This is a genomic window from Rhodosalinus halophilus, from assembly GCF_003298775.1.
In the GTDB taxonomy this organism is placed as follows: domain Bacteria; phylum Pseudomonadota; class Alphaproteobacteria; order Rhodobacterales; family Rhodobacteraceae; genus Rhodosalinus; species Rhodosalinus halophilus.
In genome coordinates this window covers 275,804-295,041 of the sequence record NZ_QNTQ01000002.1, presented here as the reverse complement: position 1 = coordinate 295,041, position 19,238 = coordinate 275,804, and the positions used below count along the sequence as shown (strand labels likewise).

Here is a 19,238-nt window from a genome sequence, read left to right as displayed (position 1 = left end):
GGCATCGTTCGTCAGGCATTCGTCATGCCGCAGGTTTACAAATCGTGAACGGGCGGCTTAAGGATCGGACCGGTCGAACATTCCCCGCGACTCGCATATTGCATGCGCTGGCGTCCGGGGCGGTCGCGACGGAGAGGCGTGCGAAACCATGAGCGATTCCAATTCGGTCTTCAGCGCCGCTTATCGGTCCGTCCCGCCGGCCCGCCCGGCCAGCGGTGCGCGCCGGTCCGGGCATCCGCGCGGCTTCTTCGCGGCCAAGCGCGGCCTCGACGTCGTCGTGAGCCTTCTGCTCCTGCCGCTGGTGGGGGTCGTGGCGCTGTTGCTGCTCGTGCTCAACCCGGTGCTGAACCCGGGGCCGCTCCTCTTCCGGCAGCCGCGCATGGGGATGCATTGCCGGCCCTTCGAGGCGCTGAAGTTCCGCAGCATGCTGCCGGCCGAGAGTGTCCAGCGCGGCGCGGACGACCCGCTCGAGACCGACCGGATCACGCGGCTGGGCCGGCTCATCCGGCGGCTCCGGCTCGACGAGCTGCCGCAGATCGTCAACGTGCTCAAGGGCGAGATGAGCCTGATCGGCCCGCGGCCCGATTTCCTCGACCATGCCGAGGTCTACCTCGAGGCGGTGCCCGGCTACGCGAGGCGCCACATGGTGCGGCCCGGGATCAGCGGGCTCGCGCAGACGGAAGTGGGCTACGTCGAGGGCATCGCCGGCACCCGCCGGAAGGTAAGCGCCGATCTCTACTACATTTTCCACTCAGGCTGGCGGCTCGAGGCCTACATCTTCTGGCGCACGCTGGTGATCGTCTTCACGGGGCGGGGCGCATGAGGCACCCTGCACGACGTGGCGGGACTCGCGAAAAAGTGGCGCGCGCGGCGATTGTCTCTCCGCGCGGCGCGGGGTAAGCCTCTCGCGGGAGGGTGCGATGAACGTGCAGCCGGTGAAACGCGAGGCCGAGGGCCGGGGACGCGGGCGTCAGGGCGCCGCGCCGCAACCCGAGGCTGCCGACGACGACATCGATCTTCTGGAGCTCGCCGGCACGCTCTGGCGCGGCAAGGGCAGGATCCTGCTGGTGACCGGGCTCGCGCTGGCGGCGGCGGGCTATTACGCCTTTGTGCTCGCCGAACCGAAATACAGCGCGACCGCCTCGCTGGTGCTCGAGGTGCAGGGGCCCAACGTTGTCGACCTCGACCAGGTCGTCACAGGCGTGTCGACGGAGACCTCGGCGCTCAACACCGAACTGGAGGTGATCCGCTCGCGCCGGCTGATCGCGGAGCTGGTGGACGAGCTCGACCTGGCGCAGTCGCCCGAGTTCAACCCGAGATTGCGTCCCGCGCCGCGCTTCAGCCCGGACGCGCTCGTGGCCGCGGCGCGCGAGGCGCTCGGCCTGCCAGTCGAGACCGCGCCGCCGCCCTCGGAGGCGGAGATCCGGCGGAGCGCGATCGGCGCGGCGCGACAGGCGATCTCGGTGACGCAGCAGCGCAACACCTATATCTTCGAGATCTCCGCGACGACCGGGGATCGCGGCACCTCGGTGGCGATGGCCAACACGCTCGCCGAGATCTACATCGACGACCAGATCGCGCAGAAGTTCGCCGCCACCGACCAGGCGGTCGACTGGCTCTCGGAGAGGGTGCGGGAGCTGGAGGTCGAGCTCAGGAGCCAGGAGGACGCGGTCAAGGAGCTGCGCGCCGAAAGCGAGGCGGCGACGCCCGAGGCCGTCGAGGCGCTCAACCTGCAAGTGCGCGAGCAACGCGACCGGGTCGAGCGCGCCGAGGCGGCGCTCGCAGCGGCGGAGGAGCGGCGCGCGGCGCTCGGCGAGGCCCGGGCGGCGGGGCCGGCGCGGATGCTGGCGGTCGCGGAGGATCCGCTGCTCGAGCGCATCGCCGAGCGCGAAGGCCCCGAAAGCGCGGCCTTCGCGGCGCGCGCGGACGAGCTCGTTCAGCGTGCCGAGGTCGAGCGCGCGCGGGCCGAGGAACAGCTGGCCTCGCTGCGCGACGCGCTCGCGCGGCTCGAGGAGCGGATCGAGCGGCAGAGCGGCGATCTCATCCAGATCCAGCAGATGGAGCGCGAGCTCCAGGCGACGCGGTCGCTCTACGAAAGCTTCCTCACGCGGCTCAAGGAAACCACCGTGAGCCGGGGCCTGCAGCAGGCCGATACGCGGTTCCTCTCCGAGGCGGAGAGCGCCGCACAGGTCGAGCCGCGGCGCGCGCGGATCCTCGGCCTCGCCGGGATCCTCGGCCTGGTCCTGGGCAGCGGGCTCGTGCTCCTGCGCGAGGCGCTGCGCAACCACTTCCGCACCTCGGAGGACCTGGAGAAGCGCACCGGGCACACGGTGATCGGGCAGATCCCGATGATGCCGATCCGGTCGCGGAAGAAGCTCATCGACTATCTCAATGACAAGCCGACCTCGGCGGCGGCGGAGGCGATCCGCAACCTGCGCACCTCGGTGCTGATGTCCAACGTCGACGCGCCGCCGCGGGTGATCATGGTCACCTCCTCGGTGCCCAACGAGTCCAAGACGAGCATCACCCTGGCGCTTGCGCACAATTTCGCGGGACTGGGCAAGAAGGTGCTGCTCATCGAGGGCGACATCCGTCGCCGCACCTTCTCGCAGTATCTCGACCACCCCCCCACCGGCGGGCTGATGGCGATCCTCGCCGAGGACAAGCCCCTGTCGGAGGTCGTGGTGCACGAGCCGCGCCTCGGAGCGGACGTGCTGATGGGCGAGAAGACGCAGGTCAACGCGGCCGATCTCTTCTCCTCGGAGAAGTTCCACCAGATGCTGGAGAACGCGCGCGCGGCCTACGACTACGTCATCATCGACACGCCGCCCGTGCTCGTCGTGCCGGATGCGCGCGTGATCGGGCAGAGCGCCGACGCCATCGTCTTCAACGTGCGCTGGGACAGCACCACACATGCACAGGTCGACGAGGCGCTGCGCCAGTTCGAGACGGTCAACCTGCCGGTCACCGGTCTGGTGCTGACCCAGATCGACCCCAAGGGCATGAAACGCTACGGCTACGGCGGGCGCTACGGCGCCTATTCGCGCTACGGCAAGCGCTACTACGAGGCCTGAGGCGCGGCGCTCAGCGGCCGGTCTGGCGGAAGCGGACCCCGCCGGCCTCGACGAGCGCCGCGGTCAGCCGGCCGGTCGCATAGGCGCCGGTGTCGATGGGCACCCGACCCGCGCGCGCCTCGGGGGCGTCGACGATCGTGTGGCCGTGCACCACCCAGAGCCCGTCCGCCCGCGGCGTCCAGGCGAACTCCGGATGGCCCCAGAGCAGCGTCTCGGAGGGCTGCTTCGCGATCGGCAGGCCCGGGTCGGCGCCGGCGTGAACCACGGCGACGTCGCCGCTCCACCAGACGAGGGGCCGCGCCGTGAGCCAGTCGATCAGGTCGAGACCCATCGCATCGACCAGCGCGTCGCGCGCCGCGACGTAAGCGGCCGGCTCGCGCGTGGGCAGGCCGCCCAGGCCGAAGCTCGCGAGCGTCTGGAGCCCTCCGTTGCGCAGCCAGCGCGGACCCTCTGCGGCGGGCTCTGCGAGAAAGCGCAGCAGCATCTCCTCGTGATTGCCCATCAGGCAGATCCGCTGCCGCCCGCTGGTGCCGAAGAGATGCCGCAGCACGCCGGCGCTCTCGTCGCCGCGGTCGATGTAGTCGCCCACGAAGACCACGGGCCAGTCCGCGGGCAGGTCCGCAAGCTGCGTCTCGAGTTGCTGGAGAAGGTCGAGGCGGCCGTGGATGTCGCCCACGGCCACGAAAGGCCGGTCCGGTCGCGGCGGCGCGAACGGGGTTTCGGCTTCGGCAGGTCTGTCGGCCCGTCGGCGACGGGAGATGAGAGAGCGGATCACGAAGCGTGACATAGGCGATCCCTGCGGCGCGGCCAAGAGCACGCGCGGCGGTCAGCACCCGTCAGGGAGGAGCGCGTCGGTGCGGCCGGTCGCCCGATAGGCGAGAAGGCCGATCCATTCTCTCAGCCCCGTGTCGAGCTGCGCGAGATGGCCGGCGAGATCCCATTCGGGGCCGAAGGGGCCCGCCGCGCGGTGATCGACGGGGTAGGGCACGAGATTCTCCCAGCCCGCCGCGCAGAAGGCGCCAAGGCCGCGCGGCATGTGAAAGGCCGAGGTGACGAGCACCCAGGGCCCCGCGGTCGGGTCGGGGACGAGAGCAGCGGTGCGCCGCGCGTTCTCGGCGGTGTTGCGCGACCGGCCTTCCAGCAGGACGCGCGCCGGGGCCACGTCGAATTCTGCGAAGAGACGCGCGGCGACCGTCGCGCCGGAGACGCCCCGCGCACCGAGCCGGCCGCTGCCGCCCGTGAAGATCAGCCGCGCCTCCGGGTGGCGCCGGGCGAGGGCCAGCCCCGCGAGCAGCCGCTCGGCGCCCTCGTTGAGCTCCACGCGCCCCGTCGCGGCCGAGCGGACCGCGTCTTCGCCGCCGCCCAGCACGATGATGCCCGCGGGATCCTCGATAAGAGGCACGGTAGGAAAACGGGTCTCGAGCGGGCGGAGAAGCGGCTGGCCCAGCGGGAAAAGACCGACGATCACGACAGCGCAGGTCGCGCCCGAAAGCCACCAGAGCGCCGCGCGCCGCGCCCCGCGAAAAAGGGCGACGAGCGCGGCCACGAGCGCCAGGACCAGCCAGCTCGCGGGCTGCGCCAGTGCCCAGAAGAGCTTGGCCGCGACGAAGAAGAGCGTCTCCATTCGCTCCTGATGCACGCCTCTGCGCCACGGGTGCAAGCGGGTCGCACGACGCGCGCGCGCTGCCGGCCGTGCGGGCATGAAAACGGAATGTCAGTCTTTTTGCGGGAGTGAAGGTTCCCGGCGCTTCCCGGAGGCGCGGTGCTCGTGCTATGGGGATGCCGAGAAATGGAGGTGTGTCATGCGCATATCGACGATCGCGATGGTTTTCACGCTGGCGGGGGCGGGCGCGCTCAGCGCCCAGCAGGACGACGCAATGGCGCGTGCCGAGGCAACCGGCGTCTGCGGTCCGGCCGGCGTCGCCGAGGCACGGTATCTGCCCGACGGACGGATCGCGGTGCAGTGCAATACCGGCGCCGCGGCGGCCGATCAGACGGCGGGCGGGCCGCCGGCCACCGGCTTCGCGCCGCTCCTGGGGCCGGCTTTCGGGGTGATCGGCCTGGCCGCGCTCGCCGGACTCGACGGCGGGTCGAGCACCTCGGACACGCAGTGACGCCTGCGCGCCGCGCTCAGCAGCGCGGCGTGCCCATGCTGATCAGTTGCGCGCCGCTGACGCGGTAGTAGCCGCTCGTCCGGTAGCGCGCGACCGACAGAAACCAACGCCGCAGCGTCTCGGGGTAATGGCTGGCCATGATCTGGGACCAGTTCTCGAAGTGCGCGGGCGAGAGCGGCCGGCCGTAGCTGCTCGGGCCGTGAAAGCCGAAGGTGACGTCGGGATCAACGCAGATATCGGGGACCGCGAGGTACATGGTGCAGCTCGAAAGGCAGACGCGCCCGCGAATCTCGACTCGGGCGCCCGATTGCCTGAGACGGGCGATTTCGCGCAACCGCTCGGCGAGCAGGCCGCCGCGGTCGTTCTCCACGACGACGGTCTGCGCCGGGACCGCCTGCGCGAGCGACGGTACGGGCGTTGCGGCCACGGCAAGGCAGAGCGCGAGGCCTGCGGCCCGCGCGATGAAGCATTTCCAGGGCATGTCACTCTCCTCTCACCCGGCGGGCGGCAGCCGAGGCGCGACGAGCCCGGTTAGGGCCGTGGCGCGCGGATCGGCGGGCTGCGCCCACTCCCGGGCGCAGGAGAATGCGACTCGCTCTAAGATTTTGTTGAGATTAGAGTTTTCACGAAATCTGACGCGTCGGGTTGGGCGCGGGGCACCAGGCGGAGGCCGCCCGTGACCGCGCCCCGCTGGTTCGTCGCGCAGCTCAAGCCGAACGGCCTCGCGCTGGCCGAGCGCAATCTCGCGCGGCAGGGCATCGCGCATTTCAGCCCCTGGCAGATCGAGACGCGGCGCCGGCGCGGCCGGCTCGCCGACGTCCGCCGCCCGCTCTTCCCCGGCTACATCTTCGTGCGCTTCGCCCCGGAGGCCGGCCTGTGGCGCGCGGTCAACGCCACGCGCGGGCTCACGCGGCTGGTGCAGACCGATCCGCGGCGGCCGACGCCGCTGCCGGACGCGCTCGTCGAGGGGCTGCGTGCGCGCTGCGACGCAGAGGGTCGGCTCGCCGCCGCGCCGGAACTCGCGGAAGGCGACAGGGTGCGCGTGATCGCGGGGCCCTTCGCCGATCTCGTGGGCCGCATCGAAACCCTGGAAGAGGGCGAGCGCATCCGCGTGATGCTCGACCTGATGGGGCGCGAGGTGCGCACGCGGATCGGCGCGGAGGCGGTGGAAAAGCTGGACTGAGGCCCGCCGATCAGAGCCGCTCGGGATGGGCGAGCGCGTCGGCGAAGATCTCGATGAAGCGCGCCACCTGCCGGCCGTCGCTCACACGGTGATCGGCGGAGACGGTCACAGTCGCGACCTGACGCGGCCGGATCGCGCCCTCCACCACCCAGGGCCTGAGTTTCGGGGCGCCGAGACAGACCAGGGCCACCTGCGGCGGGAAGATGACGCCGGTCATGGCCTCCGCGCCACGTTCCCCCAGCGCGGAGACGGTGATCGTGCCCGCCGTGATCTCGGAGCCGCGCAGGCGGCCGGCGCGGGCGCGGGCGACGAGATCGCGCATCCCCGCCATCGTCTGATCGAGATCGAGCGCGGCGGCGTCCCCGAGCGCCGGCGCGACCAGCCCGCCGCCCCGCAGCGCGACCGCCAGGCCCGCGTTCACGACTGGCGCCGGATGGAAGGCGCCGTCGGTGAAATGCCCGTTGAGCGCGGGAACCCGCGCCGCGGCCAGCGCGGCGGCGCGCACGAAGAGCGCGGCCATGAGCAGGCGCGCCTCGGGCGGGCGGGCGGCGTTGCGTTCGGCCAGCCAGTCCGTCGCGGGCTGAAGATCGAAGGTCTCGGAGAGGTAGAAGTGCGGGATCGTCCGCTTGGCGCGGGTCATCGCCGCCGCGATCGCCTTGCGCATCTCGACCTGCGGCGCCGGCGCGGAGGGCTGCGCGCCGCGTGCCGCCGCCGCCTCGACATCGGCGAGCACGACGGCACCGCCCGGCCCGCTGCCGGCGAGACCGGCGAGGTCGAGGCCAAGCTCGCCCGCCCGGACGCGCGCGGCGGGAGAGGCGCGCAGCTGTCCTGCGGATACCGGCCCGGGCCGGGCGGCGACGGGCGGTGCCTCTGGCTCCGGCCGCGGGGTCGTCTCCACGGGCGGCGTCGCGCCCGCCTCTGCCGCGCCGTCCGTTCGGATCACCGCCATCGGCGTGCCCACGGGCAGCGTCTGGCCGGGCTCGGCGGTCAGCTCGGCCACCGTGCCGCTTTCGTAGGTTTCGATCTCGATCGCGCCCTTCTGGGTCTCGACCACGGCCACGACATCGCCCCGCCGCACCCGGTCGCCCGGCCGCACCAGCCATTCGGCCAGCGTCGCCGCCTCCATGTCGGAGCCCAGCGACGGCATGGCGAAGACGCCCATCAGCCCCGGCCCACGGCAGCTTTCGCGGCGGCGACGATGGCCGGCGTCTGCGGGATCGCGGCCTGTTCCAGGTGGTGCGGATAGGGGATCGGCACCTCGGCCGAGCAGACGCGGCCCACCGGCGCGTCGAGCGACCAGAAGGCCTGTTCCATGATCCGCGCCGAGACCTCCGCGGCGAGCGCGCCCGAGCGCCAGCCCTCGTCCACGATCACCGCCCGCCGTGTCCTGGCCACCGACTCCATGATCGTCGCGTCGTCGAGCGGGCGCAGCACGCGCAGGTCGATCACCTCGGCGTCGATCCCCTCAACCGCAAGCGCCTCAGCCGCGTCCAGCGTCTTGAAGAGCGAGCCGCCATAGGTGATGAGCGTCACCTCCGAGCCCGCCCGCCGCACCGCGGCGCGCGCGATATCGACCGGCCCCGCGGCGGCGTCGATCTCGCCCGCCCGGTTGTAGAGCATGACGTTCTCGAAGATCAGCACCGGGTCGGGATCCTCGAGCGCGGTCCAGAGCATGCCGCGCGCGTCCTCGAGCGTGGCAGGCGTGAGCACCTTCAGCCCCGGGATGTGGGCATACCACCCCTCCAGACTGTGGGAGTGCTGCGCGGCGAGCTGCTTGCCCGCGCCGGTCGCCATGCGGATCACCAGCGGCACGCCGAACTGCCCGCCCGACATGTGCCGGAGCGTGGCGGCCGTGTTCAGGATCTGGTCGAGGGCGAGCAGCGAGAAGTTGACCGTCATCAGCTCGACGATCGGGCGCATCCCCGCCGCCGCCGCGCCGATTCCCGCGCCGGTGAAGCCCGACTCCGACAGCGGCGTGTCGCGGATCCGTTCCGCGCCGAAGGTCTCCAGCAGCCCCTTCGAGACGGCGTAGCAGCCGCCATAGGCGCCCACGTCCTCGCCCATCAGGAAGACGCGCGAATCGCGGGTCATCGCGTCGCTGATCGCCGCGCGCACCGCCTCGCGATAGGTGATCTCGACCCGCTCGCCCGACGGCGCGGGCGGCGCGGGCGGCGGAGCGGCGGGGCCCAGGACGTGTTCGTGCAGATCCTCGACCGGCTCCCAGGGCGCGGCTTTGGCGAAGGCCACCGCCTCGGCGATTTCCGCCTCGGCCTGCCGTTCGAGCGCCGCGACGTCTTCGTCGTGCAGCAAGCCGCTCTGCAGAAGCCAGTCGCGGAACCGCAGGATCGGTCCCTTCGCGCGCCAGGCCTCGACCTCGGCCTTGTCGCGGTAGAGCTGGGCGTCGAACATCGAGTGCGCCCGGAAGCGGTAGGTGAGGAACTCCAGGAACATCGGCCTGCCGGTCTCGCGAATCTGCGCCACGGCCTCGCGCGCCGCCGCCTCGACCGCGACCACGTCCATCCCGTCGACCTGCCGCGCGGCGATCCCGTAGCCGGCAGCCTTGGCATGGATATCGGTGACCGCTTCGGTGCGGGCGAGCGCCGAGCCCATCGCGTAGCCGTTGTTCTCGCAGACGAAAAGCACCGGCAGCGACCACAGGGCGGCGAGGTTCATCGTCTCGTGAAACTCGCCCTCGGCCACCGCGCCCTCGCCGAAGAAGCAGGCGGTGACGCGGCCCGTCGCCTGCATCCGGTCGGCCAGCGCGAGCCCCGCGGCGAGCGGCAGGCCGCCGCCCACGATCGCGTTGCCGCCGTAGAAGTTGGTCTCGGCGTCGAAGAGATGCATCGAGCCGCCGCGCCCGCCCGAGCAGCCATGGGCCTTGCCGAACATCTCGGCCATGACCCGCGTCATCGGCACGCCGCGCACCAGCGCATGCCCGTGCTCGCGATAGGTGGCCACCACCCGGTCCTCGGCGCCCAGCGTGGGGATCACCCCCGCGGCGATCGCCTCCTCCCCGTCGTAGAGATGCAGGAAGCCGCGGATCCTTTCCTGCGTGTAGAGCTCGGCGCATTTGTCTTCGAACATGCGGATGCGGATCATGTCGCCGAGCCGGCGCATCCCGTGCGCCCGGTCGAGCCGCAGCTTCGCCGCCTCCGTCATGCCGGCCGCCCCCTTCGCGGGGCTTTCGTGCCCGTACACCGCCCAAGCGGGGGCCTTGCGCCCGTCACCTCATCTTGCGTCAACATTTATGAAGGCGTCCGCGCACTGTGCTTCTCCCTTGGGCACTCTTCGCAACTGGTGAAATGGATCGTACTGCCCCGCGAGAGGCTCGCATTCCGCCGCCGAGGGCCAGCCAGCCGCACGTCGTCGCCAGTGCGGCCGCGCGCTCGACCGCGTTCTCGAAGAAGGCCATCGCCAGCTTCTCCGTCAGGACTCGCCTGTCATGATGCAGCGCGCACGGCCCGCTGCCAAGCGTGGCTGCCTCACAGGACGAGGCCTCAGACGACGAACTGCCGTGTCTGCGTGCCCAACTTGTAGATCTCGTACAGGTTCGAGCCCATCGCCTGGACCTGCTTCGCCGACGGTTTCAATTCCGCCAGCGTACCGACGAAGTATTTTGGGCCACCAAACTGCCTGCACGTCAGGTCGCAGATGATTGGCGGGCCACCGAACGCGGCGACAGCGTAGTAGTGGTCGCTCTTGCCATCCACGCGAACGACATGCGTGTCGAGAATGTGGTTCCGGAGCACGAAGAATTTCGCGGCGACAACCGAAGCGTATATGCAGAGCCCGTTTTCGTCCCTGGGAACCAGATTCTTGTCGCCCTTGGCCATGTCGAGAAGCTTGGCCTTCGTGGTCTCGATCAGCTTTGTCCAGGTGCTGTCGTCGATCCCGTACTTCACGCCAGCCTTTTGCGGCAGGTCGGTGTTGCGGACCGAATTGTAGAGCTCGTAGGCACGCTGAACGAAGAAAGTAGAGGGGTTCTGCACATAAAGCTTCACGGTAACGGCCCCGCAGTCTCATGCTCGCGCACCGGGTCACGCTCCATCGCGCGCGTCAAGATTAGGGGCCTGCCGGTGCTGGGACAAGCGGTTTCGATCTCTTGCGCAGGCGCGAAGGGAAGTCCCTGCTCACACGTGGGCAAATCGTAGCTTTGGGGCGTGAATGGGCGTTGTTCTGCGGCGTGGATCAGAAGCCGGGCGCATCGTCCCGACCGCGGCCGTGGCGGTCGCAAAGCCTTCACGCACCTCGCCGGGCGCCATGACGTGGAATTCTGGCGTGACGGCGATTGTCAGGACGACCCGGCCGGCGGCCAGGGCGCGGGTGCACGGGGGCCGTCGCGCGCGGCTCAGCGCGGCGCCATGCGGATCGCGCCGTCGAGGCGGATCACCTCGCCGTTGAGCATCGGGTTTTCCACGATATGCCGGGCGAGCGCGGCGTATTCGGCGGGATCGCCCAGCCGCGAGGGGAAGGGCACCTGCTGGCCGAGGCTGTCCTGCACCTCCTGCGGCAGCCCCTGCAGCAGCGGCGTGCGGAAGAGCCCCGGCGCGATGGTGCACACCCGGATGCCGAGCGCCGACAGATCGCGCGCCATCGGCAGCGTCATGCCCACGACCCCGCCCTTCGAGGCGGCATAGGCCACCTGGCCGATCTGGCCCTCGTAGGCCGCGACGGAGGCCGTGTTGACGATCACGCCACGCTCGCCGTCCGCGCCCGCGGGCGCGAGCTGTGCCATGCGCGCCGCGGCCTGGCTCGCGGTGTAGAAGGTGCCCAGCATGTTGACCTGCACGACCTTGGCGAACATGCCGGGGTCGTGCGCCGCACCCTTCGAGACGGTCTTGGCGGCAGGGCCGATGCCGGCGCAGTTGACGCAGATCCGCGGCGTGCCGAAGGCGGCCTCCACGGCGTCGAGCGCGGCCGAGACACTTTCGGGGTCGCTCACGTCGGTCTCGTGGAACAGCCCGCCGGTCTCGCCGGCCATGGCTTCGCCCGTCTCCGCGTTCATGTCGAGGATCGCGACGCGGGCGCCCTGCGCCGCCAGCATCCGCACCACAGCGCCGCCGAGCCCCGAGGCGCCGCCGGTGACCACCGCGATCGTCTCCTGTCCGATCTCCATCCCGTTCTCCCCTCTGCTGCCGGCGTCCTTTTCGGACGGGCGGGCGGGGGCGTCAACCGGCGCTTGCCAAGCCGGGCGCAGGCGGCCACTCTCGCTGACCGGAAACGAGGACGCCCGCCATGCCCGACCGCGCGCCCCCCGGCAGCCGTGCCGACTATGTCGCCTTCCACACCCTGCCCACGCGCTGGGCGGACAACGACGCCTACGGGCATCTCAACAACATCGTCCACTATGCGCTATTCGACACGGCGGTGACGCTCTGGCAGATGGCACAGGGCTGCTTCGACGTGCGCGGGGAGTCCGTCCGGCTGCTGGTGGTGGAAAGCGGCTGCCGCTACCACGCCGAGGCGGCCTTTCCCGACACGATCCACGCGGGCCTCCGCCTTGGCCGGCTGGGGCGCAGTTCCTGGACGACCGAGCTGGGGCTCTTCCGCAACGAAGAAGACGCCGCCTTCGCCGAAGGCTTCTTCGCCCAGGTGCAGGTGGGCAGCGAAAGCGGCCGGCCCGAACCGCTGTCGGCCGAGGTTCGCGCGGCGCTGGAGCGGATCGCGCGCTGAGCCTTCGTTGACCGCGCGGCGGCGCTTGGCTACCACCCGCGCGACGCGAGGCAGGAGCGAGAGGGGTCCGGAGCATGGCCGCCAACGAGACGATCAACGAGGTCATCGACGTCGAACGCGACGGCGAGATCGCGCTCATCCGCATCGACAACCCGCCGGTCAACGCGGCCGGGCTCAAGGTGCGCGAGGGGCTGGTCGCGGCGATCGACGCGCTCGAGGCGGACCAGGACGTGCGCGCCATCGGCCTCTATGGCGCGGGGCGCACCTTCATCGCCGGCGCCGACATCCGCGAGTTCGGCAAGCCGCCGGTGGAGCCCTGGCTGCCCGACGTCGTCAACCGGATCGAGGCCTGCGCCAAGCCCGTCGTCGTCGCGCTGCACGGCACTGCGCTGGGCGGCGGTTTCGAGGTGGCGCTGGCGGCGCACTACCGGATCGGGGTGCCCGGCCTGCGCGTCGGCCTGCCGGAGGTCAACCTCGGCATCATCCCGGGCGCGGGCGGCACGCAGCGCGCGCCGCGGCTCGCGGGCATGCACATGGCGCTCGACATGATCACCTCGGGCCGGCACGTGCCCGCCGAGGAGGCGCTCGGCGCCGGGCTGATCGACGAGATCCGCGAGGGCGAGCCGCGCGAGATCGCGCTCGCGGGCGCGCGCGAGGCGCTGGAGAGCCGGATCGAGACCCGCAGGACCGGCGATCTGACGGTCGAGCGGGACGAGGCCGCGCTCGCCGAGTATCGCGAGAAGATGGCGAAGCAGGCGCCGCGCCTCTTCTCGCCGCACAAATGCGTGGACGCCGTCGAAGGCGCGGTGAAACCCATCGCAGAGGGCATGGCGCACGAGCGCGCGCTCTACCGCGAATGTCAGGAGAGCCCGCAGCGCGCGGGACTCGTGCACGCCTTCTTCGCCGAGCGCGCGGTCGCGAAGTTTCCCGAACAGGACGCCCAGCCGCGCGAACTGAACAAGATCGGCGTCATCGGCGGCGGCACGATGGGATCGGGCATCGCCACCGCCTGCCTGCTGGCGGGCTACGCCGTCACGCTGGTCGAGGTCTCTCCGGACGCGCTGGAACGCGGACTCGCCACCGTGACGAAGAACCTCGACGGCGCGGTCAAGCGCGGCAAGCTCGACGCCGCCGGGCGCGAGGCCACCCTCGCCCGGCTCGACAGCGCCACCGAGATCGAGGCGCTCTCCGCGGCTGACCTGGTGATCGAGGCGGTCTTCGAGGACATGGGCGTGAAGAAGGAAATCTTCGGCAAGCTCGACGCCACCCTCGCCCCAGGCGCGATCATGGCGACGAACACCTCCTATCTCGACGTGAACGAGATCGCCGCCGCCACCTCGCGCCCCGAGGCGGTCATCGGCCTGCACTTCTTCTCGCCCGCGCACGTCATGAAGCTCGTCGAGATCGTGGTGGCCGACCACACGGCGCCAGAGGCCGTCGCCACGGGCTTCGCGCTGGCCAAGAAGCTGCGCAAGATCGGCGTGCGCAGCGGCGTCTGCGACGGCTTCATCGGCAACCGAATCATGCAGCATTACCGCAAGGCGGCGGACTACATGCTGCTCGACGGCGCGCATTTCGCGGACATCGACCGCGCGCTCGAGGATTTCGGCTTCGCCATGGGGCCCTTCCGCGTCTCCGACCTGGCCGGGCTCGACATCGGCTGGACCTACCGCAAGCGCCACGCCGACACGCGGCCCGCGGAGGAGCGCTACGTCCGCATCGCCGACCGCATCTGCGAGGAGGGGATGTTCGGCCGCAAGACGGGCCGCGGCTTCTACCTCTACGGCGAGGGCGAGAGCGGGCCGAACCCCGCCGCCGAGGCCATCGTCGAGAGCGAGCGCGCGGCCGCCGGCGTAACCCCGCGCGGCTTCTCCGACGAGGAGATCGTCGCGCGCTACATGACCGCGATGATCACCGAGGCCGCGCGCGTGGTCGAGGAGGGCATCGCCCAGCGCCCGATCGACGTGGATGCCGTGCTGCTCTTCGGCTACGGCTTCCCGCGCTTCCGGGGCGGGCCGCTGCACTACGCCGACCAGATCGGCCTGCCGGAGGTGATCGCCCGGATCGAGACCTACGCGCAGGAGGACGCGCATTACTGGCAGGTGCCGGGGCTGCTGCGCCGGCTCGCGGACGAGGGCAAGTCCTTCGCGGATCTGAACCCGTGACCAACCCGCTCTACGACCGGCTCTTCGGCGCACACCTGGGGCGCGAGACGCCCTTCCTGCATCTGCCGGACGGCAGCACGCTCACCCATGACGCCTTCCTGCGGCTCTCGTCGCGCTTCGCCCACACGCTGTCGGACTGCGGCCTCGCGCCCGGCGACCGGCTGGCGCTTCAGGTCGAGAAATCGCCCGAGGCGCTGGCCGTCTATGCCGCCTGCGCGGCGGCCGGGGTGATCTTCCTGCCGCTCAACACGGCCTATACGCCCGCAGAGATCGAGTATTTCATCGGCAATTCCGGCGCCAAGCTCTTTCTCTGCGATCCCGCGAAGGCCGAGGCGCTGCGCCCCGTGGCTCAGACGCATGGTGCGCGGCTCGAGACGCTCGCGCATGGCGCGGGCAGCTTTCTCGCGCTGGCCGAGGGCCGGCCGGAGCATTTCGCGCCCGTGCCGCGCGCGGAGGACGACCTCGCCGCCTTTCTCTACACTTCGGGCACCACCGGCCGGTCGAAGGGCGCGATGCTCTCGCAAGGCAATCTGCTCTCGAACGCCGAGGTGCTGACCGAGGCCTGGCGCTTCACCGACGCGGACGTGCTCCTGCACGCGCTGCCGGTCTTCCATACCCACGGGCTCTTCGTGGCCACGAATGTGATGCTGCTCTCAGGCGGGTCGATGCTCTTCCACCCGAAGTTCGACGCCGCCGCCGTGATCCGCGATCTGCCGCGCGCGACCGCAATGATGGGCGTGCCCACCTTCTACACCCGGCTGCTGGAGCGCGACGACTTCACCCGCGAGACCTGCGCGAACATGCGCCTCTTCGTCTCGGGCTCCGCCCCGCTTCTGGCAGAGACCCACCGCCGCTTCGAGGCGCGCACCGGCCACCGCATCCTCGAACGCTACGGCATGACCGAGACCAACATGAACACCTCCAACCCCTACGACGGCGAGCGGCGGCCGGGCACCGTTGGCCTGCCGCTTCCGGGGGTGGAGCTGCGCATCTGCGACGATACGGGCGGCGAGGTCGCCCGGGGCGAGACCGGCGTGATCGAGGTGCTCGGGCCGAACGTGTTCCACGGCTACTGGCAGATGCCGAAGAAGACCGCCGAGGAATTCCGCGAGGACGGATTCTTCATCACCGGCGATCTCGCGCGGCAGGATGCGGACGGCTACGTCACCATCGTCGGCCGGGCGAAGGATCTGATCATCTCCGGCGGGCTCAACATCTACCCCAAGGAGATCGAAGAGGTGATCGATGCCCAGCCCGGCGTGGCGGAAAGCGCGGTGATCGGCGTGCCGCACCCGGATTTCGGCGAGTCCCCCGTGGCGCTCGTCGTGCCGGAGGGCGCCGGGCCCGATCTGGCGCAGGTCGAGGCGGCGCTGGCGGCCGCGCTCGCGGGGTTCAAGCAGCCGCGCAGGCTCGTCCTGGTCGAGGCGCTGCCGCGCAACACCATGGGCAAGGTGCAGAAGGCGGCGCTGCGCGAAACCTGGCGGGATCTCTTCGCCGCGGGCTGAGGACGGCGCCGCTTGCGCGCGCCTGACCCCTGCGCCATGATCGCGCCCCTGAGAGGGGGCCTGGATGCGCAAGTTTCTCGTCGTGCTCGACGACAGCCGCGAATGTCTCAACGCGATGCGCTTCGCGGCGATGCGCGCGGCCAATACAGGTGGCGGGGTGTCGATCCTCGCCGTGATTCCGCCCGACGAGTTCCAGCACTGGATCGGCGTGGGCGAGGTCATGCGCGAGGAGGCGCGCGAGCGGATCCACGCGCATTACGAGGTCTTCGCCAAATGGATGCGCGACCGGCAGAAGGTTGATCCCGAGCTGGTGATCCGCGAGGGCGAGCCGGTGCCGGAGATCCTCGCGCAGGTGAAGGACGACCCGGAGATCGGCGTGCTGGTGCTGGGCGCCTCGTCAGCCTCGAAGGGGCCGGGGCCGCTCGTCACGCAGCTGACGCGCAACGCGGGAACGCTTCCGGTGCCCATCACCATCGTGCCGGGCGATCTGTCGAAGGAACGGCTGGAAGCGATCACCTGAGAGTCGTCGGCGCGCTGCGCAGGTGTCGTCCTGACCAGTTTGCAACGGGTGCGTGACGAAGCACGCACCCTACATCCTGTCGCGTCCGCCTCCGTAGGGTGCGTGCTCGTCACGCACCTCGCTGCCATGCCGGCGCGCCGCATCCCGCAGCACCACAGCTTAGAACGGTTCCAAGTCTTGACGCACTGCCTCGCGGAGCGCATATCCATGGGCAACAGAGAGGGCTGTCCCATGTTCATCCAGACCGAACCGACCCCGAATCCGGCGACGCTGAAGTTCCTGCCCGGCCAGACCGTGCTCGAGACAGGCACGGCCGATTTCCCCTCGGCCGAGGGCGCCGAGGCCTCGCCGCTCGCGCGGCGCATCTTCGATGTGGACGGCGTGCGCGGGGTGTTCTTCGGCAATGATTTCGTCACCGTCACCAAGGACGAGGCGGTGGAGTGGGACCATATCAAGCCCGCGATCCTGGGTGCGATCATGGACCACTACCAGTCCGGCCAGCCGGTGATGGCGGGCGACGCGGCCCAGCCCTCCGGGCACGCCGATCACGACGGCGAGGATGCCGAGATCGTGGGCCAGATCAAGGAATTGCTCGACAGCCGCGTGCGCCCCGCGGTGGCCCAGGACGGCGGCGACATCACCTTCCACGGCTTCGAGCGCGGCGTGGTCTATCTGCACATGCAGGGCGCCTGCGCGGGCTGCCCCTCGTCCACGCTGACGCTCAAGATGGGCATCGAGAACCTGCTCCGGCACTACATCCCCGAAGTGACCGAGGTGCGCCCTGTCGGCATCTGACCCTCTCGTTCTCGGCTTCGACACCTCGGCCGCGCATTGCGCGGCCGCTTTGCTGTCGGGCGACCGGCTGATCGCCGCGCGCGCCGAGGAGATGGGGCGCGGGCAGGCCGAGCGCCTGCTGCCGATGCTCGAGGAAATGCTGGTCGAGGCCGGCGTCGGCTGGTCCGATCTCGACGCGCTCGGCGTGGGAACGGGGCCCGGCAACTTCACCGGATTGCGCATCGCGGTCGCCGCCGCGCGGGGGCTCGCGCTGTCGCTCGGCATTCCCGCCATCGGCGTTTCGGGCTTCGACGTGATCCACGCGGCGACGCTGGAGCCACACGTCGCCGTGATCCCCGGCCCGCGCGGCCGGCTCTACGCCCGACGACCGGGCGAGGCGGCGGACCTCGTCGATACCGCCGAGGCGGAGGTGCAGGGCCTGCCGCTCGCGGGTCTGCCGGAACCGGCTGCGCTGGCCGAAGCCGTCGCGCGGCTGGCGTCCGCCCGGCGCGGAGAGGACGCGCCGCCTCCCGCGCCGCTCTACATCCGCCCGCCGGATGCGGCGCCCGCGCGCGAGGCGCCGCCGGTGATCCTGGATGACGCCTGAGACGCTCGCCGCGCTCCATGCCCGCGCCTTCGCCCGCGGCTGGACGGCCGAAGAATTCGCGCGCCTGCTGGAGAGCCCGCATGTCTTCGCGCTGGGCGACGGGCGCGCCTTCGCCCTGGGTCGCGTCGCGGCCGAGGAGGCGGAGCTGCTCACGCTCGCCACCGACCCGCTTCACCGGCGGCAGGGCCTTGCGCGCGCCCGCCTCGCCGCCTTCGAGGCCGAAGCCCGCGCGCGGGGGGCGACCACCGCGTTTCTCGAGGTGGCGGCGGACAACGGGGCGGCGCGCGCGCTCTACGAAGCGTCCGGCTGGGCCGAGGCGGGCCGGCGCCCCCGATACTATCCGCGCAGCGACGGTCCGGCGGCCGATGCGCTGATCATGCGGCGGGCGCTGCGCCCGCCTGCGCCGCTGCAACGCAGCGTCGGCGAGGGGCCGGGCAGAAAAACATGTTGACCCTCTCCGGGGCCTGCGGCGTAAATCGGGGGCGATCGGACCCGATCCACGACCAATTCTCGGGAGCGGCGCGTGGCGCGCGCAGACCCCGGCCACTCTGACTGGGAGACCCAAATGACGCTGATGAAATCTCTCTCCGGCGCGGCGGCGGCCCTCGCGCTGACGGCGGGCGCGGCGCTGGCGGAGCCGGCGCTGATCTACGACCTCGGCGGGAAGTTCGACAAGAGCTTCAACGAGGCCGCCTTCAACGGCGCCCAGCGCTGGGCGGAAGAGACGGGCGGCGAGTTCCGCGACATAGAGCTTCAGTCCGAGGCCCAGCGCGAGCAGGCGCTGCGCCGCTTCGCCGAGGCCGGGCTGAACCCGGTGGTGACCACAGGCTTCTCGATGGCCACCCCCATCGCCAATGTCGCGCCCGACTATCCGGACACCAAGTTCGTCACCATCGACGGCTACGTCGACCCCGAAGAGCACCCCAACGTGCTCTCGATCCTGTTCTCGGAGCACGAGGGCAGCTTCCTCGTCGGCATGCTGGCCGCCATGGCCTCCGAGACGGGCACCGTGGGCTTCGTGGGCGGCATGGACATCCCGCTCATCCGCAAGTTCGCCTGCGGCTACGCGCAGGGCGTCAAGGCCGTGGACGCCGACGCCGAGATCATCGCCAACATGACCGGCACGACGCCGGCGGCCTGGAACGACCCCGTGAAGGGCTCGGAGCTCGCCAAGGCACAGATCAGCCAGGGCGCCGACGTGATCTTCGCCGCCGCGGGGGGGACCGGCATCGGCGTGCTGCAGACCGCGGCGGACGAGGGCATCTACTCGATCGGCGTGGACAGCAACCAGAACTACCTGCACCCAGGCTCGGTGCTGAGCTCCATGCTCAAGCGCGTCGATGTGGCCGTCTACGACGCGATGAGCGCGGGCGCCGATCTCGAGACCGGCGTGCAGGTGCTGGGCCTCGCCGAGGAGGGCGTGGGCTACGCGCTCGACGAGCACAACGCCGAGCTCATCTCGGACGAGATGCAGGCGCAGGTCGAGGAGGCGAAGAGTCGCATCATCGACGGGGAGATCACGGTGACCGACTACACCGCCGAGGACAGCTGCCCCGCGCTCACCTTCTGAGCCCCGGCACGTGACACAGGCAGGGGCCGCGCGCGCGAGCGTCGCGGCCCCTC

Annotated in this window: 19 protein-coding genes; 12 read left to right on the top strand and 7 right to left on the bottom strand. The window is 70.9% G+C overall.

The genetic code is table 11. The features are described 5' to 3' along the window. The first annotated feature begins 148 nt into the window (after positions 1 to 148). Both DRV85_RS03540 and DRV85_RS03535 read left to right on the top strand, forming a co-directional pair. Entirely contained in the window at positions 149 to 823 is a 675-nt protein-coding gene (locus DRV85_RS03540) for a sugar transferase (RefSeq protein WP_113288056.1), read from the top strand. Between the two features lie 97 nt (positions 824 to 920). Beyond that, positions 921 to 3,074 carry a polysaccharide biosynthesis tyrosine autokinase gene (locus DRV85_RS03535; RefSeq protein WP_113288055.1) on the top strand — a complete coding sequence of 718 codons (2,154 nt, stop codon included), beginning with the start codon at positions 921 to 923 and terminating at the stop codon, positions 3,072 to 3,074. 10 nt (positions 3,075 to 3,084) lie between these two features. Here DRV85_RS03535 and DRV85_RS03530 read toward each other — a convergent pair whose 3' ends face one another. Both DRV85_RS03530 and DRV85_RS03525 read right to left on the bottom strand, forming a co-directional pair. Continuing rightward, positions 3,085 to 3,756, bottom strand: coding sequence for a metallophosphoesterase (locus tag DRV85_RS03530; protein WP_233495386.1), 672 nt, complete (start codon positions 3,754 to 3,756; stop codon positions 3,085 to 3,087). A 144-nt stretch (positions 3,757 to 3,900) separates the two neighbouring features. Next, positions 3,901 to 4,698, bottom strand: coding sequence for a YdcF family protein (locus tag DRV85_RS03525; RefSeq protein ID WP_158540097.1), 798 nt, complete (start codon positions 4,696 to 4,698; stop codon positions 3,901 to 3,903). Between the two features lie 178 nt (positions 4,699 to 4,876). On the opposite strand from DRV85_RS03525, the gene DRV85_RS03520 reads away from it, so the two are divergent. Next, positions 4,877 to 5,188, top strand: coding sequence for a hypothetical protein (locus DRV85_RS03520; protein ID WP_113288052.1), 312 nt, complete (start codon positions 4,877 to 4,879; stop codon positions 5,186 to 5,188). 16 nt (positions 5,189 to 5,204) lie between these two features. Here the strand turns inward: DRV85_RS03520 and DRV85_RS03515 are convergent, their stop codons facing one another. Beyond that, positions 5,205 to 5,669: a hypothetical protein gene (locus tag DRV85_RS03515; RefSeq protein WP_113288051.1), complete on the bottom strand. Its 465-nt coding sequence runs from the start codon at positions 5,667 to 5,669 to the stop codon at positions 5,205 to 5,207. A gap of 195 nt (positions 5,670 to 5,864) precedes the next feature. Here DRV85_RS03515 and nusG point away from each other — a divergent pair, with 195 nt between their 5' ends. Next, positions 5,865 to 6,371 (top strand): transcription termination/antitermination protein NusG, encoded by a 507-nt coding sequence (gene nusG / locus DRV85_RS03510; protein WP_158540096.1) that lies wholly within the window; start codon positions 5,865 to 5,867, stop codon positions 6,369 to 6,371. 10 nt (positions 6,372 to 6,381) lie between these two features. Here nusG and DRV85_RS03505 read toward each other — a convergent pair whose 3' ends face one another. From DRV85_RS03505 to DRV85_RS03490, 4 genes are all read right to left on the bottom strand, one after another. Further along, positions 6,382 to 7,533 carry a dihydrolipoamide acetyltransferase family protein gene (locus DRV85_RS03505; protein ID WP_113288049.1) on the bottom strand — a complete coding sequence of 384 codons (1,152 nt, stop codon included), beginning with the start codon at positions 7,531 to 7,533 and terminating at the stop codon, positions 6,382 to 6,384. Next, a complete protein-coding gene (gene pdhA / locus DRV85_RS03500) occupies positions 7,533 to 9,530 on the bottom strand; it encodes a pyruvate dehydrogenase (acetyl-transferring) E1 component subunit alpha (protein ID WP_113288078.1) in 1,998 nt (665 codons plus the stop codon). The genes DRV85_RS03505 and pdhA overlap by 1 nt, the downstream gene beginning before the upstream one ends. A gap of 338 nt (positions 9,531 to 9,868) precedes the next feature. Next, positions 9,869 to 10,372, bottom strand: coding sequence for a hypothetical protein (locus DRV85_RS03495; protein ID WP_113288048.1), 504 nt, complete (start codon positions 10,370 to 10,372; stop codon positions 9,869 to 9,871). A 347-nt stretch (positions 10,373 to 10,719) separates the two neighbouring features. After that, the gene (locus DRV85_RS03490; RefSeq protein ID WP_113288047.1) at positions 10,720 to 11,487 is read right to left on the bottom strand and encodes an SDR family NAD(P)-dependent oxidoreductase; all 768 of its coding nucleotides are present in this window, start codon (positions 11,485 to 11,487) and stop codon (positions 10,720 to 10,722) included. Between the two features lie 119 nt (positions 11,488 to 11,606). On the opposite strand from DRV85_RS03490, the gene DRV85_RS03485 reads away from it, so the two are divergent. From DRV85_RS03485 to DRV85_RS03450, 8 genes are all read left to right on the top strand, one after another. Then, positions 11,607 to 12,044 (top strand): acyl-CoA thioesterase, encoded by a 438-nt coding sequence (locus DRV85_RS03485; protein ID WP_113288046.1) that lies wholly within the window; start codon positions 11,607 to 11,609, stop codon positions 12,042 to 12,044. Between the two features lie 74 nt (positions 12,045 to 12,118). After that, positions 12,119 to 14,209: a 3-hydroxyacyl-CoA dehydrogenase NAD-binding domain-containing protein gene (locus DRV85_RS03480; RefSeq protein ID WP_113288045.1), complete on the top strand. Its 2,091-nt coding sequence runs from the start codon at positions 12,119 to 12,121 to the stop codon at positions 14,207 to 14,209. Further along, on the top strand, positions 14,206 to 15,714 hold the full coding sequence (locus DRV85_RS03475; RefSeq protein ID WP_113288044.1) for a malonate--CoA ligase: 1,509 nt from the start codon (positions 14,206 to 14,208) through the stop codon (positions 15,712 to 15,714). Before DRV85_RS03480 ends, DRV85_RS03475 begins: the two co-directional genes overlap by 4 nt. 64 nt (positions 15,715 to 15,778) lie before the next feature. Beyond that, positions 15,779 to 16,234 (top strand): universal stress protein, encoded by a 456-nt coding sequence (locus DRV85_RS03470; RefSeq protein WP_113288043.1) that lies wholly within the window; start codon positions 15,779 to 15,781, stop codon positions 16,232 to 16,234. A 231-nt stretch (positions 16,235 to 16,465) separates the two neighbouring features. Continuing rightward, entirely contained in the window at positions 16,466 to 17,029 is a 564-nt protein-coding gene (locus DRV85_RS03465; RefSeq protein ID WP_113288042.1) for a NifU family protein, read from the top strand. Positions 17,030 to 17,078: 49 nt separating this feature from the next. Further along, complete coding sequence (tsaB, locus tag DRV85_RS03460; RefSeq protein ID WP_233495385.1) at positions 17,079 to 17,615, top strand: tRNA (adenosine(37)-N6)-threonylcarbamoyltransferase complex dimerization subunit type 1 TsaB; 537 nt, start codon at positions 17,079 to 17,081, stop codon at positions 17,613 to 17,615. Beyond that, positions 17,605 to 18,066 (top strand): GNAT family N-acetyltransferase, encoded by a 462-nt coding sequence (locus DRV85_RS03455; RefSeq protein WP_113288040.1) that lies wholly within the window; start codon positions 17,605 to 17,607, stop codon positions 18,064 to 18,066. The genes tsaB and DRV85_RS03455 overlap by 11 nt, the downstream gene beginning before the upstream one ends. A gap of 114 nt (positions 18,067 to 18,180) precedes the next feature. Further along, entirely contained in the window at positions 18,181 to 19,185 is a 1,005-nt protein-coding gene (locus DRV85_RS03450) for a BMP family lipoprotein (protein WP_113288039.1), read from the top strand. The last annotated feature ends 53 nt before the right edge of the window (positions 19,186 to 19,238 follow it).